This window comes from Burkholderia sp. SR8, from assembly GCF_052851275.1.
Window position 1 is genome coordinate 385272 of record NZ_JAULUC010000002.1, and the last position, 16811, is coordinate 402082.

The 16811-nt window shown below is 68.4% G+C and carries 14 protein-coding genes; 7 read left to right on the forward strand and 7 right to left on the reverse strand.

Features of this window, described 5'->3' with window-relative positions; translation table 11 throughout:
* Position 1 precedes the first annotated feature (1 nt).
* Positions 2-1243, reverse strand: coding sequence for a glycosyltransferase (locus Q3A80_RS04005; RefSeq protein WP_446327767.1), 1242 nt, complete (start codon positions 1241-1243; stop codon positions 2-4).
* A 103-nt stretch (positions 1244-1346) separates the two neighbouring features.
* On the opposite strand from Q3A80_RS04005, the gene Q3A80_RS04010 reads away from it, so the two are divergent.
* The gene (locus tag Q3A80_RS04010; RefSeq protein ID WP_446327768.1) at positions 1347-1967 is read left to right on the forward strand and encodes a TetR/AcrR family transcriptional regulator; all 621 of its coding nucleotides are present in this window, start codon (positions 1347-1349) and stop codon (positions 1965-1967) included.
* 120 nt (positions 1968-2087) lie between these two features.
* Here the strand turns inward: Q3A80_RS04010 and Q3A80_RS04015 are convergent, their stop codons facing one another.
* The gene (locus tag Q3A80_RS04015) at positions 2088-2702 is read right to left on the reverse strand and encodes a TetR family transcriptional regulator (RefSeq protein ID WP_446327769.1); all 615 of its coding nucleotides are present in this window, start codon (positions 2700-2702) and stop codon (positions 2088-2090) included.
* 371 nt (positions 2703-3073) lie between these two features.
* Here Q3A80_RS04015 and Q3A80_RS04020 point away from each other — a divergent pair, with 371 nt between their 5' ends.
* The 3 genes from Q3A80_RS04020 (at position 3074) to Q3A80_RS04030 (ending at position 5878) form a co-directional block, all read left to right on the forward strand.
* Positions 3074-3736: a DUF3313 domain-containing protein gene (locus Q3A80_RS04020; RefSeq protein ID WP_446327770.1), complete on the forward strand. Its 663-nt coding sequence runs from the start codon at positions 3074-3076 to the stop codon at positions 3734-3736.
* Positions 3711-5345 carry a PqiB family protein gene (locus Q3A80_RS04025; protein ID WP_446327771.1) on the forward strand — a complete coding sequence of 545 codons (1635 nt, stop codon included), beginning with the start codon at positions 3711-3713 and terminating at the stop codon, positions 5343-5345. Before Q3A80_RS04020 ends, Q3A80_RS04025 begins: the two co-directional genes overlap by 26 nt.
* A 179-nt stretch (positions 5346-5524) precedes the next feature.
* Complete coding sequence (locus Q3A80_RS04030) at positions 5525-5878, forward strand: hypothetical protein (RefSeq protein WP_057925770.1); 354 nt, start codon at positions 5525-5527, stop codon at positions 5876-5878.
* A gap of 51 nt (positions 5879-5929) precedes the next feature.
* Here Q3A80_RS04030 and Q3A80_RS04035 read toward each other — a convergent pair whose 3' ends face one another.
* The 4 genes from Q3A80_RS04035 to Q3A80_RS04050 form a co-directional block, all read right to left on the reverse strand.
* On the reverse strand, positions 5930-6772 hold the full coding sequence (locus tag Q3A80_RS04035) for an alpha/beta fold hydrolase (RefSeq protein WP_446327772.1): 843 nt from the start codon (positions 6770-6772) through the stop codon (positions 5930-5932).
* 108 nt (positions 6773-6880) lie between these two features.
* Complete coding sequence (locus Q3A80_RS04040) at positions 6881-7798, reverse strand: LysR family transcriptional regulator (RefSeq protein ID WP_069750038.1); 918 nt, start codon at positions 7796-7798, stop codon at positions 6881-6883.
* 269 nt (positions 7799-8067) lie between these two features.
* Positions 8068-8313 (reverse strand): DUF3717 domain-containing protein, encoded by a 246-nt coding sequence (locus Q3A80_RS04045; RefSeq protein WP_006761486.1) that lies wholly within the window; start codon positions 8311-8313, stop codon positions 8068-8070.
* A 365-nt stretch (positions 8314-8678) separates the two neighbouring features.
* Positions 8679-10214 (reverse strand): amino acid permease, encoded by a 1536-nt coding sequence (locus Q3A80_RS04050; protein ID WP_446327773.1) that lies wholly within the window; start codon positions 10212-10214, stop codon positions 8679-8681.
* A gap of 598 nt (positions 10215-10812) precedes the next feature.
* Between Q3A80_RS04050 and Q3A80_RS04055 the strand changes: the two genes are divergently transcribed.
* The 3 genes from Q3A80_RS04055 to argG all read left to right on the forward strand — a co-directional run bounded on the left by Q3A80_RS04055 (position 10813) and on the right by argG (position 15538).
* Positions 10813-12345: a diguanylate cyclase gene (locus Q3A80_RS04055; RefSeq protein WP_446327774.1), complete on the forward strand. Its 1533-nt coding sequence runs from the start codon at positions 10813-10815 to the stop codon at positions 12343-12345.
* A 455-nt stretch (positions 12346-12800) separates the two neighbouring features.
* The gene (locus Q3A80_RS04060; protein WP_446327775.1) at positions 12801-13871 is read left to right on the forward strand and encodes an FUSC family protein; all 1071 of its coding nucleotides are present in this window, start codon (positions 12801-12803) and stop codon (positions 13869-13871) included.
* Positions 13872-14200: 329 nt separating this feature from the next.
* Positions 14201-15538: an argininosuccinate synthase gene (gene argG / locus Q3A80_RS04065; protein ID WP_446327776.1), complete on the forward strand. Its 1338-nt coding sequence runs from the start codon at positions 14201-14203 to the stop codon at positions 15536-15538.
* A 137-nt stretch (positions 15539-15675) separates the two neighbouring features.
* On the opposite strand, the gene Q3A80_RS04070 is transcribed toward argG, so the two are convergent.
* Positions 15676-16491 carry a hypothetical protein gene (locus Q3A80_RS04070; protein ID WP_446327777.1) on the reverse strand — a complete coding sequence of 272 codons (816 nt, stop codon included), beginning with the start codon at positions 16489-16491 and terminating at the stop codon, positions 15676-15678.
* Between the last annotated feature and the right edge of the window lie 320 nt (positions 16492-16811).

Below are 16811 nucleotides of genomic sequence, written 5' to 3' on the forward strand. Positions count from 1 at the left end.
TTCAGCGCGTGCCGCGGCGCGACCGGCGCTCGATTGCGTCGACCGCCTGCCGCACCCCGTCCTCTCGCGCGATTCGCGCCCCCAGTTCGGCGGCACGCGCTTGCGTGTCAGCACGCGCCGCGAACGCGATCGCGCGGGCCAGCGCGGCGCCGTTCACGCGACGGCCCGCTACCGGCGCGTCCGCAACGCCGAGCCGCCGGAGCCGGTCGGCCCAGAAGAACTGATCGCCCGCGAACGGCACGACGACCGACGGGATCCCCGCCCGCGCGGCCGAATGCGTGGTGCCCGAGCCGCCGTGATGGATCGCCATCGCGACATGCGCAAACAACCGGTCGTGTGGCGTGTCGCCGATCACGCACACGTGCGCGGGCAGCATCGACGCATCGATGCCGCTCCAGCCCGGATAGAACAGTGCGCGCCGGCCGTCGAGCGCCTGCACCAGCGCGTCGGCCATCGCGACCCGATCGAACCCGGCCATGCTGCCGAAACCGATATACACGGGCGGCTCGCCCGCTGCGAGAAAGCGCGACAGCGCAGGCGGCGGCGTCCATGCCGATGCGACGATGCGCCACTGACCGCATGCCAGCGCGTTCGACGGCCAGTCGGCCGGATCGGACAGCAACGCCGGCGACACGCCGTACAGCATCGGATGATCGGTCCACACGCGCCGGCGCGGCGGCAGCGCGCACACGCTGGCGCGCGCCGCGTTGGTCGCGTCGCGGAACGCGCGCCAAAGCAGCGCGTTCACGAACCGGTGGCTCGCGCGATTCAGCCAGCGCGGCAGCTTGCCGGGCGGCAGGAACGGCGACGCGAAGGCGGCGGTCGGCGTGATCGGGATCATCCCCGTGCCGATCGCCGGCACGCCGCGATACTCGGCCACCGACAGCCCGACGAACGACGCGAGCCCCGACACGAGGATCGCATCGCAACCGGCCGACGCGTCCGCGATCTCGCGCATCCATGCCGCGGTATTCGCATTCGCGATCGCCGCGAGCGCCTTCGACGTGTCGGTGAAACCGCCGCGCCCGCGCACCGCGTCCGACAACGCGCCGTCCGGCGCGATCGCCGCGCGGATATCGCCGGACAACGGCGCGCACGGCACGCCGAGCGCGGCAGCCGCGCCGAGCGTCGCCGCGTCGGCCAGCAACCGGACTTCATGACCCGCATTCAGCAGCGCGCGGCCGAGCGCCGCGAGCGGGCGCGTGTCGCCTTCGGTACCGTAGGTGGCGATGACGAACTTCATCCAGGACTCCTCGCGCACGACGCGAACGGGTGGATTCAAAAAAGTGCACGTCGTATACTAATGCAATTCGTACACTTTTCGTCAAGACCCGCGCCATGGAGCCATGCCGATGACGACCGACGATCCCGGCCGCCGCGCGCGCAAGCGCATCCAGATGCTCGCGCATCTCGCCGACACCGGCGCACGCCTGTTCGATGCCCACGGCTACGACGCCGTCACGATGGAGCAGATCGCCGCGCAGGCAGACGTCGCGAAGCGGACGCTGTACAACCACTTCGCGACGAAGGAAGCCGTGCTCGCGCACTGGCTGGAAGGTGAACTCGCGCGCGATCTCTCGCATCTGCAGCGCGACGTCGCGCGACGCAAGACGTTCGCATCGCGGCTCGCGTGCGTGCTCGATGCGTCGGCCGCGTGGTGCGAGCAGCATCCGGTGTATCTGCTCGCGTACCTGCGGCACCGGTTCCTGAGCATCGGCGCGGCGCAGACGGAAGGCGGAAGCGAGAACGGCGGCGACATCGCGCTGGTGTGGCAGCAACTGATCGCGGCCGGCCAGCAGGCGGGCGAACTGAACCCGGCGCTCGCCGCCGACCAGCTCGCCACCTGGTTCCATCATCTGTATCTTGCGGCGATGCTGCGCTGGCTGACGGTGCCGGGGTTGTCGCTGAAGCGGGAATTCCAGTCGGTGGCGAAGCTGTTCGTCGAAGGCGCGCAAGCGAAGGCCTGAACGGCCGCCGCACGCCCGCCGCCGGTTCGGAGCCGCTCGCTCAGAGCCGCCCGAGCACGACCGCGAGCAGCGTGCGCCCGAAGCGGGCGATCGCTGCGCCGCACGCCACGAAGGTGCGCTTCATTTCTTCCGCGCCGCCCTGGCCGCCGGCGCACGGCGTTTCGGCGCAGCCGCGCCGCCGGCCGGCCACGCCGACTCGTCGAGCAGCCGGTCGAACAGGCGCGCGCGCTCGGCCGCCGACAACGGGCACAGCCCGAACATCGCCGACAGCGCGATGCCCCACGCCGCCTTCCAGCGCAGCAGCGCCAGATCGGGATCGTCGGCTTCCGCGGCGATACGCTGCACGTTCTTCGCATCGGTATCGCGAACCTTCTGCAGCGGCTCGGGATCCTCGACGAGCGCCGCCATGATCGCGAGCGCCGCGGACGGTTGCTGGTCGATCACCTCGCGCATCGTCGCGATCTGCGCGGACAGCGTCGGCTGCGCTTCGGCCGGATCGCGCGCGGCCAGGTAGTCGCGCTGGAATCGTTCGTAGTAGTCCTGCTGATGTTCCATCAGCGCATCGAGCACGTCGCCTTTCGTGCGGAACTGATGCATCAGCCCGCCCTTGCTGATCCCGCTCTCGCGCGAAATCGCATCGAACGTGAGCTTGCCCGGGCCGTCGCGCTCGAGAATCGCGAGCGCCGCCTGGATCGCGGCAGTGCGCGTCCGCTCGGAACGCGTCGGGTTGTCCATGACCTGTCCCCGGTATGAAGTGACGCGATGCGGCGCCGCCGAAGCGGCGCGGCCGCATCCAGAAAGTGCGCGAAGTCTATCACAAACAAACCGCCTGGTCGGTTTACATCCAAAAACGGCAGTGCTACGATCGGCTCCCGCGTCACCCATGGCGGACTACGCACGCGCTGTACGGGCAGATCGTCCGGCGGCGCGACGCCATGTGCGGCGCGGCGCTCCGACCGACGAACGATGGCCGAGCGTCATGTCGCGCCCCGAATCCATGAGGTAATCTCGCCCCAAAAACAAACCGCCTAGTCGGTTTTTTTCGAAACACCAGCCGCACTACCCCGCGCGCCGATGACCGGCGCGCCACTGACCCGGAGCCCTGCATGAACCGATCGACCGCTTCCCGCCATCTGACCCGCGTCGCGCTTTGCGTCGCACTCGCCGGCTGCGCCGGTGCCCAGCCCGCCCGCTATACGGGCATCGAATCGTCTCCGTACCTGCGCAGCGATCCGCAGGACAAGTCCGGCCGCGTGCCGTATCGCTATGCGTTGCCGGCGGACTGGCATCGTTACCGGAAGCTGATCCTCGACCCCGTCGCCGTGTATCGCGGCACGGACAATCAGTTCGGAACCCTGAGCGATCAGGACAAGGCGACGCTCGCCGCCTACATGGGCGACACGTTCGCGAAGAAACTCGGCAAGCGCTTCGAGCTGACGAACGCCGCGGCCCCCGACACGCTGCGCGTGAAGCTCACCCTGACCGGGGCGTCGACGACGACCGCCTTCGCCGGCGCGTTCGCGCATTTCGACCTCGCGGGCAACCTCTACAACGGCGTGCAGGCGATCCGCGGCCGCGAAGGCGCATTCACGGGCTCCGTCATGTATGCGGTGGAGATTCGCGACGCGGCGACGAACCGGCTGATCAGCGCATACGTGACGAAGCAATATCCGAACGCGATGAACATCGGCGCGAGCTTCGGCGCGCTCAGCGCGGCAAAGACCGGCATCGACAAGGGCGCCGATGCGCTCGTCGCGCAGTTCGACTGAAGCGCGTGCGCGTGTCGCCCGCGCGTGCTGGGCGCGCGCGGCGATCTGGCTCGTCCCGCTCGCGGCTGCGGCGTGCTTCGTCGCGTGGGGCGTCACCGTGCTCGGCAACCGCGGCCCGACGATCACGATCGCGTTCGCGGCGGCCGACGGGCTCGAGGCCGGCCGCTCGACGCTGCGGCTGCGCAACGTCGAAGTCGGCCGCGTCACGCGCGTCGTCGCGTCTCGCGGGCAAGCGGGCGTGCGCGTCGACGTGCAGCTGAACGCCGACGCGCACGCGCTGGCGAGTGCGGGCACACGCTTCTGGATCGTGCGGCCCCGCGTCGGCCCGAACGGCCTGTCCGGGCTCGATACGGTACGGACCGGTGCGTACGTCGCGGCCGCACTCGGCGGCACCGGCGCACCGCGCACGGCGTTCGTCGGGCTCGACGCGCCGCCAGTGGACGACGAGCGCGGCGGCCGCCGCTATACGCTGCGCGCGGCGTCGCTCGGCACGGTGGCCGTCGGCTCGCCGGTCTATCACCGGCGCGCGCGAGTCGGCCAGGTGACCGGCTACACGCTCGATCCGGACGGCCGCGGCGTCTCGATCGCGGTGTTCGTCGCCGCGCCGTTCGATCGCTACGTCGACGCCGACGCACGCTGGTGGCAGGCGGGTGGTGTCGGCCTGCGGCTCGACGCGGGCGGCATGAAACTCGGCACGCCGTCGCTGGCCGCGATGCTCGCCGGCGGGCTCGCGTTCGCGGCGCCGCCCGGACGCACCGCGATCGTCGCGGCACCGGACGGCGCGCGTTTTCGCGTGGCCGACGATGAAATCGATGCGATGCGCACGCCGAATGCGCCGGCCGCACCGGTCGTGATGCGCTTCGACCGTTCGCTGCGCGGCCTCGACGTCGGCGCGCCGGTGGATTTTCGCGGGATCGAGCTCGGACGCGTGACCGCAGTCGGCACCGAATACGACACGCAGCGCGGCGACGTCGCGATGCGCGTGACGATGGCGCTCTATCCCGACCGCCTCGGGCAGCGCTATCGCGATGCGCTCGGCAATGGGGATTCGGCGGCCGGCAAGACGCTGCTGCGCACGCTCGTCGCGCGCGGCCTGCGCGGCCAGCTGCGCGTCGGCAACGTGATCGCGAACCGCTCGTACGTCGCGCTCGACATGTTCCCGAACGCGCCGCCAGCATCGGTCGACACCGACCGGATGCCGATCGTGCTGCCGACCGTGCCCGGCACGCTCGACGTGCTGCGCGTACAGATTGCCGATCTCGCCGGCATGCTTTCCCGATTACCGCTCGATCGCATCGGGAACGGCATGAACGCGACGCTCGCGCACGCCGCGGCGCTGTTCGCGCAACTCGATACCGAACTCGCGCCGCACGCGCGCGACGCACTGATCACCGCGCGACACGCGTTCACGGCCGCGCAGGCGACGCTCGCCGATGCAGATGCGTCCACATCCAGCGTGCACCGTGCGCTCATGCAATTCACGCGCGCGTCGAGCACGCTGCGCGCGCTGGCCGGCGATCTGGAACACCATCCGGAATGGCTGCTGCCCGGCACGGCGGGCGATGCTCGGGCCGCCGCCGCGGCGCATACCGCGCGCGACGATCGCTGAACGCGTCGCACGCCGTACAGGCGTTTTTACAACGAACGAACGTGCGGGATGCCAAAATTCCCGTGCAGCAGTATCCTGATGTCGTACGGCCGCGCACGACACATCGGGCAATCCCCTAGTCCGCACGTCGCCGCGCCGCCGTCGCGACCGCAATCATGCGTTGCAAGGAGGGCTTCTTGATGGCTACCACGCATCAGCACTTCCACCTCGAACTACGGCACGCCACCGCGCCGACTTACTTCATCAGCTACCTGTTTCCCGCCTTGCTGTTCGTTTACGAACTGCTGCGCGTCGGCCAGTGGATCCGCGATCACGGGATGCAATTCGCCGCGTTCAAGCAGATGGGTTACGAGTATCTGCTGATGCTGCTGTTCGTCGGGCTGCAGATCGTCGTCGAGGCGATCTTCCTGCTCGGCGCCGCGATGCGCCGCGACCATCGCGATTTCGAGCACCGCCTGCCGAACGTGGTCCTCGGCATCGGCTGCTCGATCGCGCTGCTCGCGATCGACCTCGCGATCCAGCTGTCGTTCTGAGTGCCGGCGGGCGCGGCCCGCCGGTCGCATCGCGCGCGAGCGTTCGTGCGCTTACGCGGGCGCGTCGCGCAGCAGCGTCGCGACGGCCGCGAGCACGTCGCCGGTCCGCTCGCGATGCGGCATGTGTCCGCATCCGTCGAGCAGCAGGAACGACGACGGTCCCGCGACGCGCGCGGCAATGCGCTTCGGATGCACGTCGGATCCGTATTCGTCCTGTTCGCCGTGAATCGCGAGCGTCGCGCAGCGCACGCGCGGCAATTCGTCGTCGAGACTCCAGTCGCGAAACGCCGGCGACAGCCACGTGTCGACCCACGCGCGCAGCACCCATTCAGCCTTGTCGCCGTGATAGCGCGCGAGCCGGTCGAGCTGGCCGGGCGCGTCGAACTGCTGCGCTGCTTCGCGAATGCCGTCGCGCGTGCGGTCCTCGACGAACGCCTGCGCCGCGACCGTCACCAGCGCGCGGCATCGTTCGGGCTGCGCGGCCGCGCAGCCGACCGCCATGCCGCCGCCGACGCTGTGCCCGAACGCGACGAACGACTCGATGCCGCACTGCTCGAGCAGTGCGCGAAATCCATGGTCGGCCTCGTCGCGCACGAACGTCGTCGCGAGCTGCCCCGGATGGCGGTCGGAGCGGCCGAAGCCGAGCCGGTCGTACGCGATCACGTCGCGCTGCGTCGCGCGCGCGAGCTGCGCGGGGAAGTCGCGCCATAGCTCGACGCAGCCGAGCGAATCGTGCAGCAGCACGATGGGCCGGGCCTCCACAGGTTTGGCCTGCATAGGCGCGGCCTGCCCGGATGCGCCCGTTTCCGCGGCGCGCTCAACGCGCCAGCGCTTCGCGAAGAGACGCCCTTGCGGCGTCTCGACCCAGCTCTCCTCGGTCACGATATCGGTCATGTGTGTGTCGTCTGCGTGAAGGCGGCACGCGCGCGTGCCGCATCGAATGCCGGTGATGGTGGCCCGGCGGCGCGCGCCGCGTCAAGCAAGCCGCCATCTCGCGCACGTTCATTCCGGCTGCGGCGGCAGATACTCCATCTGCGATTCGTCGTACAGCCGGTAGATCAGCGCCTGCATCGCGCGGATGTCCTCCGATTCGTCGAGCATCCGCATGCTCATGATGATCGGCGACACGAGGTTCGGGTCGTCGAGCGGCTTGTAGCTGATGTCGTCGCGCTTCAGGCCGTACACGCTGTGCGGCACGACCGACACGCCCTCGCCCATCGCGACGAGCCCGAGCGCGATCTGCAGCTCGCGCGTCTCGTAGATGCGCCGCGGCTGCAGCGCGCGATCGTGGAACGCGGCTAGCACCTGATCCGCATAGCTCGGCCGCGGCGCCTTCGGAAAGATGATCAGCGTGTCGTTGACGAGATCGTGCAGCGACAGCACAGGCTTCGCGCCGTCGAGCGGATGGCCGACCGGCAGCGCGACGATCATCCGCTCCTCGCGCAGCACGACGCGCCGCACGCTCGGATCCTCGTGACGGATGCGTCCGAACCCGACGTCGATGCGCCCTTCCTTCAGCGCCTTGATCTGGTCCATCGTCGACATCTCGTGCAGGCTCAGCTCGACGGCCGGATACTCGCTGCGAAAGCGCCGGATGATCTTCGGCAGCATCCCGTACAGCGTCGAGCCGACGAAACCGACCGACATGCTGCGCTCGATCTTGCCGACGCGCTTCGTCATCGACTCGAGCTCGGTCGTCTGCGCGAGCAGCTGCACCGCGTGCGAATAGAAGAACCGCCCCGCGTCGGTGAGCTTCAGCGGCCGCGCGTTGCGCTCGAACAGCGGCACGCCGAGTGCCTCCTCGAGCTGCTGGATCTGCCGGCTGAGCGGCGGCTGCGCGATGTGCAGGCGCTCGGCCGCACGCGTGAAATTCCGCTCCTCGGCAACCGCGACGAAGTAGCGGAGGTGTCTCAACTCCATGTTCGAATCCTCCCGGTCGGGCAACACGGACGCTCGTTCGGCACCGTGCGGACAGCGCCCGCAGCAGTCGCCGCCGCCCGGCCATCCGCACCGGCCCTTCCGGATCGCCCGCTTCCCGATCCCGTCACGATACCTCAGCCGGCGCCGATCACGGCGCGAGCAGCTTCGCGCTCGCGGCGGCGTCCGGCGCCGCGCAAAGCAAAACGGGAAGCCGCGAGGCTTCCCGTTCGTTCACCGACGCCGCGCCGCGGCATCGTGTCGACCGCGCGTCACGCCTCGGTCGCGTACAGCGCATCGCGCTGCGCGTCGCTCAGCGAATCGAGCGGCACGTCCGGCAGCCGATAGCAGATCATCGCGCCGTACAGCTCGGCCAGGCAGTTGCTGCCGGCGTCGAGCGCGTAGCCGTCCTCGCCGTCCGGCGCCGGCGGATACACTTCACGCCACGCATTGATCGCGGCTTCGATTCGCACGATGGAAACGGGTCCGGCCTTCCGCTCGGCGGGTGATGCGCTCATGGATTCCTCTGGGTTGCGCGCTCCGCCGGGCCGTATGCGCGCCGCCGGAGCGATGAAAACGCCGGGCGCCGCCGGCCGCCGCCCGACGCGCGCGCCGGATGCCCGATCCGCGCCGCGCTCGTCACGCCGGCCGGGCCGCGGCCCGGTAGGGTCGGGCAATATAACCGGCTTTGACCCCGTGCAGGGGAAAGCCGACAAAAAAAGCGGGGTTGCCCAGTATCCGCGGACGCATCGCGTGGTCGTCCATCGGCGAGCGATCCTTCGACACGGCCGCCACGCCCCGCGACGTCCGCACAAAAACAAACGGGAAGCCCGTGGGCTTCCCGTCTTCACTGCATGTCGCGCGGCGCGGCCCCGCGCGGGCGTCAGCCTGCCGTTTCGCGGTTCGCCACGCGCTGCGTCTGCGCGCCGCGGCTTGCGGCGACCCACGGCGCGATTTCCATGTCCTCGTAGCGCACGAAGCGGCTCTTGTTCAGCAGCCGGTAGCCGAGCCACACCACGACGAACAGCGGGATGCCGACGTACGTCGCGGCGACGCCCGCCCAGTCGATCCGGTTCGCGAGGAACGCCTGATAGTCCTGCCCCAGCGCGATCACGAGACACAGCACGAACGCGAACAACGGGCCGAACGGGAACCACTTCGACTGGTACGGCAGTTGGTCGAGCGCATAGCCCTGCTTCACGTAGCCCTTGCGGAACCGGTAATGGCTGATCGCGATGCCCAACCATGCGATGAAACCGGTCATTCCCGACGTGTTCAGCAGCCACAGGTATACCGTCTTGTCGCCGTACAGCGACGTGAAGAAGCACAGCGCGCCGACGGCGGTCGTCGCGTACAGCGCGTTGCGCGGCACGCCGCCCGGCGACAGCTTCGCGAACAGCTTCGGCGCACGCCCTTCGGTCGCGAGGTTGTAGAGCATCCGCGTCGACGCGTACATGCCCGAGTTGCCGGCCGACAGCACGGCCGTCAGGATCACCGCGTTCATCACGCCGGCCGCGAACGCGAGGCCCGCGTGGCGGAACACGAGCGTGAACGGGCTCACGCCGATGTCGGTCACGTCGCTCTTCAGCAGGTTCGGGTCGGTGTACGGGATCAGCACGCCGATCACGAAGATCGCGAGCACGTAGAACAGCAGGATCCGCCAGAACACCTGGCGCACCGCGCGCGGGATCGTCGTGCGCGGATTCTCCGATTCGCCGGCCGCGACGCCGATCAGCTCCGTGCCCTGGAACGAGAAGCCCGCGATCATCGCGACGCCCATCAGCGCCGGCAGGCCGCCGGCGAACGGCGCATCGCCGACCGTCAGGTTGCCCCAGCCGTTGGCCGGCGCGCCCTTCAGAATGCCGAAGATCATCAGCAGGCCGACGCCGATGAACGCGACCACGGTGACGACCTTGATCAGCGCGAACCAGTATTCGGCCTCGCCGAACCCGCGCACGGTCAATGCGTTGAGCAGGAACATCACGGCGAGGAACGCGGCGCTCCACCACACGCCCGGCACGTCCGGGAACCAGTAGTGCATCACCAGCTGCGCGGCGACGAGCTCGACCGCGATCGTCACGGCCCAGTTGTACCAGTAGTTCCAGCCGAGCGCGAAGCCGAAGCCTTCGTCGACGTATTTCGCGCCATAGGTCGCGAACGAGCCCGACACCGGCATGAACGCGGCCATTTCGCCGAGGCTCGTCATCAGGAAATAGACCATCAGGCCGATCAGCATGTACGCGACCATCGCGCCGCCGGGGCCGGCCTGCGAGATCGACGCGCCGGACGCGACGAACAGGCCCGTGCCGATCGAGCCGCCGATGGCGATCATCGTCAGGTGGCGCGCCTTCAGCGCGCGATGAAGCTTGGGTGGGTTCGCGGACGAACCGGGTTGGTCGGAATTCGGAATTGCGGACATAAACGAGACGAACGTTGAGCGGGCCGGCATCCGGGGCCGGCGCATGCGGGAGCGGGGCGCGGGGCGCCGCCTGCGATGCATCGATGCGGCCCCGATACGCGTTGCGCGCCGGGCGCCTGCGGCGAAGCGCGGATTCTACCTGATTCGTCATGGGGACAGCTTGGATCCGAATGCCCCGCCATGGCGCGCAGACACCGCAGAATCAACGGGTTGGACGCGTTACGGGCAGCGTCAGGCGGGCGTGTTGGCGCGCGGCATCGAAAGGCCGTCGGCGACGACGCGTCGTTCGCGATGCCGAGCGGCATATTCGGCATCAGCGGGCGCCAAGGCCGGCCGGTGCGGGTTTTAAAACGGCAATTCGACCGGCTGGCAGGTCAATAATCAGACGAAATTGCCGGCACTCGCAATTGATTCAAATCAAATCGTCCGAGCGAATCACGGTAATGATGCGTAACCGTCTGGAATCGCCATTTGCGCATGCATGTTTTGCATCGGGCGGCGAGCGACACGAATTCGCGAGATAATGCGGATTAATTCGAAATATTCAGCGCGCGGAATCGTCGATGACGCAAATATCCGCCGCCCCCCGCCCCCGAGGATGAAGTCACACCCGCTGCTCGCTGCGCTGCGCCGCCACACCGGACTGGCCGTGGCGCGCATTCTGTCGCCCCGCGGCGTGCTCGTCGCTGGCATCGTGCTGCTGCTGTTCAGCTGGGGACTCTCCACGTCGCTTTTGATCGAGGCGCGCCACGACGCGTACGACCATGCGGTCGAAAATGCGCGCAACCTGATGCTGCTGATCGAGCGCGATATTTCCCGCAATATCGAGCTTTATGATCTGTCGCTACAAAATGTCGTCGACGGACTCGCCGATCCGGAATTGACGACGCTGCCGCCGCGTCAGCGTCACCGGCTGCTGTTCGACCGTGCCGCCAGCGGTGCGTTTCTCGGCGCCATTTTCGTGATGGACGCGCACGGCAATATCGTGATCGATTCCAGCGCGTCGCCGCCGCAGCAAGGCAATTTCGCCGACCGCGACTATTTCGCCGTGCATCGCGACCGGCTCGTGCAGGGTCTCTACATCAGCCGGCCCTATGCGTCCCGGCTGCGCGGCGGTGCACTGACGATCGCGCTCAGCCGGCGCATCACGCTCGCCGACGGCACGTTCGGCGGGATCGTCGTCGGCACGCTCAGCATCGACTACTTCCGCGCGCTGCTCGACGGCCTCGCGGTCGGCCGGCACGGCAGCGCGGCGATCGTCGAGAACAACGGTGCGCTCGTGTCCCGGCTGCCGTACGACGCGCGCGTGGTCGGCCTCGACATTCACGACTCGCCGCTGTTCATCGACGCGCAGCGCAGCAGCGAAGGCGCGCTGACCGGCGTCGGCGCGATCGACGGCGTGCGGCGCATCTATGTTTACAAGCATCTCGCGAATCTGCCGCTGATCGTCGACGTCGCCCCCGCCGAGATCGACATCTACGCGTCGTGGCGCCACCGCGCGATCTGGGCCGCCGTGCTGATGGGGCTGTTCACCGCGTTCATTGCGTGGGGCTCGCTCGCGCTGTCGCGCGAACTCCGGCGCCGGCAGATCGCCGAATCGAAGCTGTACCGGCTCGCGCGCACCGATTCGCTGACCGGCCTCGACAACCGCGGCACGTTCGACGCGGTGCTCGCGAAGGAGGCACAACGCGCGTCGCGCAGCGGCCGCCCGCTGTCCGTGCTGTTCGTCGACGTCGATCATTTCAAGGCGTTCAACGACGACTACGGCCACCTCGCCGGCGACGACGTGCTGCGCCGGGTCGCGCAATCCGCGTCGCGCTGCCTGCGCCGCGACAGCGACCACGTCGCGCGCTACGGCGGCGAGGAATTCGTCGTCACGCTGCCCGATACCGACGCGCAAGGCGCGGCGACCGTTGCCGAAGCGATCCGGCGCGCGATCGCGGGCCTCGACATCGCGCATGGCCGCAGCCCGTACGGGCACGTGACGGCGAGCATCGGCATCGCGACCGCCGCCGGCGGGCGCGTGAACGCCGCGACGCTGCTGCGCGAGGCCGACGACGCGCTGTACCGCGCGAAGTCCGGCGGCCGCAATCGCGTGGCGGACGCGGAGACGAGCGCGGCCGGCGCGTGACGCGCAGGGCCGCCGGGCCGGGTCGCTATGCGTGGGCGGGGCTGCCTGCTCTCTATTGCCTCCTGGCTACCGCCTGCAGCGCGCCTCGTGCGTCTGCCTTCTGCTTCCTGCCTTCTGCCTCCCGGGGCGCGTTGCGCGTTGCCCGTTGCCCGTTGCCCGTTGCCCGTTGCCCGTTGCTCGTTGCCCGCTGCTCGTTGCCCGTTGCCCGTTGCCCGCCGCCCGTTGCCCGCCGCTCGTTGCCCGCTGCTCGTTGCCCGCTGCTCGTTGCCCGCTGCTCGTTGCCCGCTGCTCGTTGCCCCCGCTCGTTGCCCCCGCTCGTTGCTCGCCGCTCGCAGCTCGCCACCCCGCCGTGGACAGCCCGCGCGCGTTCCGCTAGCGTTACGTCAGCTGCGCGTGCGGCGCGGCGCCGGCCCGCGCAAGCCGCCCGCGCGTGTTCCGGCCACCCCCGCTCCGTCATGACCGCCCAGCTCCCTGCCCGACTGCCGCCGTTCCTGCGCCACGCGCTCCGTCCGTTGCTCGACCCGTACCGCCGCTACCGGCACGCGAAACTGATCCACGCGGCGCGCGTCGCGCTCGCGATCCTCGTGTCGATCGCGCTGTCCACCGGGCTGAACGTGCCGCACGGCGAGTGGTCGACGATCACCGTGCTGATCGTCGTCGGCGGGCTGCAACACCACGGCAACATCCGCAAGAAGGCGGCCGAACGTGCGCTCGGCACGTCGATCGGCGCGCTCGCCGGGCTCGGCCTGATCCTGCTGTACTCGGTGCTGCACGCGCCGCTCGCGATCTATCTGCTGATGGCGATCGCGTGCGGATTCTGTGCGTATCACGCGATCGGCAAGGCCGGCTATATCGCGCTGCTGTCGGCGATCACGATGGTGATCGTCGCCGGGCACGGCGACAACGAGATCGTCGACGGCCTGTGGCGCGCGGTGAACGTGCTGACCGGCATCGCGATCGCGCTGGCGTTCTCGTTCGCGCTGCCGCTTTACGCGACGTACTCGTGGCGGTACAAGCTCGCCGACGCGCTGCGCGCGTGCGCGGCCGTGCACGCGCGGCTCGCCGGCGACCGCCACGTGACCGACGACGCCCACCTGAAGGAGATGGCCGCGCTGAGTGCGCTGCTGGTGCAGCTGCGCTCGCTGATGCCGTCGGTGTCGAAGGAATGCGACATCCCGGTCGCGCACCTCGAGGCGATCCAGCGCAGCCTGCGTCTGTGCATCGGCTATCTGGAGATCCTGTCGAGCGCGGTGCCGGCGCGGGACGACCTGGTTGCCCGCGAATACATGCGCGTCCGGATGAAGGCCGCGAACCGGCGCATCCGCGACACGCTGGTCGGCGCCAGCCGCGCGCTCAAGTTCGGCACGCCGAGCCGGCTGGCGCCGCGCCGGCGGCCGGCGGATGCGCCGCACGACGTGCCGCCGCCGCAGCTGTCCGGCTACGTGTCGATCACGGCCAAGCTGGCCGGCGAAGTCGATCAGTTGCGCGAGAAACTGCTCGAAACTGCCCGGGCGTGGAATATCTGAAGATCGAAGGGTGCAGCGCGGGACGGTATTTCTTTCCAATACCTTTCATTGCAGCGCGCCGGCACCTCGATCATGCCGCTCGCCGCGTTCCGCCGATCCGGCCCTGCAAATGAAGCCGGCGTGCCGCGCGCATTTTCGCCGGTTTCGCCTGCCGCCCGGCGCCGCGTCGCGGCGGATTCTCCGGCCGGTTAACGGCCCGCCAGCCCCGCCGTGACGGGCGCACCGGCGTATTGGCGCGAAAATCAGGTCTTGCCCCAACTTCCCGGACAGCCGATACTCGCATATTCCGCGAAATACGATCCCACCGGCTTCAATCCACGGTAATTCCTATGAGCACGATTCTCGAAAGCCTCCCGACCGGCCAGAAGGTCGGTATCGCCTTCTCCGGCGGCCTGGACACCAGCGCCGCGCTGCACTGGATGAAACTGAAGGGCGCCGTCCCGTACGCATACACGGCGAACCTCGGCCAGCCCGACGAAGACGATTACGACGCGATCCCGAAACGCGCGATCGAATACGGCGCAGCCGGCGCCCGCCTGATCGACTGCCGCGCGCAGCTCGTCGCCGAAGGCATCGCGGCGCTGCAAAGCGGTGCGTTCCACATCACGACGGCCGGCGTCACGTACTTCAACACGACGCCGATCGGCCGCGCCGTGACGGGCACGATGCTCGTCGCCGCGATGAAGGAAGACGGCGTCAACATCTGGGGCGACGGCAGCACGTACAAGGGCAACGACATCGAGCGCTTCTACCGCTACGGCCTGCTCGTGAACCCGGATCTGAAGATCTACAAGCCGTGGCTCGACCAGACGTTCATCGACGAACTCGGCGGCCGTGCCGAAATGTCGGAGTTCATGAACCAGGCCGGCTTCGCGTACAAGATGTCCGCCGAAAAGGCGTATTCGACCGACTCGAACCTGCTCGGCGCGACGCACGAGGCGAAGGATCTGGAAAGCCTCGAAAGCGGCATCAAGATCGTGAACCCGATCATGGGCGTCGCGTTCTGGCGCGACGACGTGAAGATCGCCGCCGAGGAAGTGACGGTGCGCTTCGAGAACGGCCAGCCGGTCGCGCTGAACGGCGTCGAGTTCAAGGATCAGGTCGAACTGCTGCTGGAAGCGAACCGCATCGGCGGCCGCCACGGCCTCGGCATGAGCGACCAGATCGAGAACCGCATCATCGAGGCGAAGAGCCGCGGCATCTATGAAGCCCCGGGCCTCGCGCTGCTGTACATCGCGTACGAGCGTCTCGTCACCGGCATCCACAACGAAGATACGATCGAGCAGTACCGCGAGAACGGCCGCCGCCTCGGCCGCCTGCTGTACCAGGGCCGCTGGTTCGACCCGCAGGCGATCATGCTGCGCGAAACGGCGCAGCGCTGGGTCGCGCGCGCGATCACCGGCGAAGTGAAGATCGAACTGCGCCGCGGCAACGACTACTCGATCCTGAGCACGAAGTCGCCGAACCTCACGTATCAGCCGGAACGCCTGTCGATGGAGAAGGTCGCCTCGACGTTCTCGCCGCGCGACCGGATCGGCCAGCTGACGATGCGCAACCTCGACATCACCGATACGCGCGACAAGCTGCGCGTGTATTCGCAAGTCGGGCTGCTGACGCCGGGCGAAGCGTCGGCGCTGCCGCAGATCAAGAGCGATAGCGGCGAATAAGTCAGCCGGTCGCTCTCGCGAGCGGCCGGACGGTGTGACAACCGGCCGGCCGCTCGCAGCACTTCCCTTCCCGCCTGTTCTTCAAGCACTGCCGGGTCGCGAACACGTATCGCGACGATCCTGCAGGCGCGTCAAAATCATTTCGATGCGGTGGTCGTGGCCGTCCCGGTCGCGGTCGTTGCGGTCGTTGCGGTGGTCGTCATCGTCGTAGCCGCCGCTGCCGGCGCCGGCGTGCGTGCCAGATCCTGACCGATCATGTCCGCGACCGACTTCTCGCACGACTTGATCCCTTCCACCGACTTGTCGAAATTCTTTTCGAGCTCGCTGAAGCTGCCGTACGTGTACGCGAAATCGCTGTCGATGTGGACGCTGTTCGCCTTGATGTCGTAGCCGCACGCGAACGTCTTGAAATAGAGGTCCTGCTTCGTCTTGGCATCGAGAATGCGCGCGCGGACGACCACCCACGGGATGTAGTCGGGCTGATTCGCCGGCGAGATATAGCCGAACGACGTGAACCATACGTTCATGATCGCGTCCGCGTCGGTCTGGATCGCCGAGTAGTCGTCCGACTTGCCGTCATCGGCAAGCTTCACCTTCTGGCCGTCCAGCTTCACGACCTGATAGCCGTTGCCGGTGAGGCGGCCCGCCACGCCGTCGGCGATGTCCGGCGCGAACGCGATCTTGCCGGCCACCACGCGATCCGTGTACGTGCTCGTATGGCTTGCGTTGACGGCGCCTTGCGCGAGCGCGCCGATCAGCCCGAAGCCCGCGGCCGCGCCGCCGAAATTGACGACCGCGACCCGCTTCGGCTCGGTGACCTCGAGGATCGCGATCGAATGCAGCTTCTGGCGCGCTTCGGGTTTCATGTCGGTATTCGGCAGCGTGACGCAGCCGGACAGCAGCGTCACGACGAGGCCGCAACCGAACAGGGTGGCTTTGGAGGAGTGCTTCATTGGATGAGTGGCTTTTTGTTGTTGACGGAACGTTGAAACGACATCCGCGGAGATGAACGCGCCATGCCGCAGCAGGCCGGCTGCGGCAACGCCAACGCAGACGACGCGCGAGCCCCGTTGGCTGCGCGCCGAATCGAATCGGTGCGTCCCATCTTCTGATCATGCGCATGGCTTCGCCGGCCGTGCGCCCCCGGTTGTCTGGTCGTGTGGTTGTGCAGCTTCGGCAATACTTTGGTGAGCTACCGAGGAAGGGTAACGGCTGATGCAGGAGCTTTCTTTAGGGTGCCAGATCGAATAATTCTTCTGATCGCTTCACGACA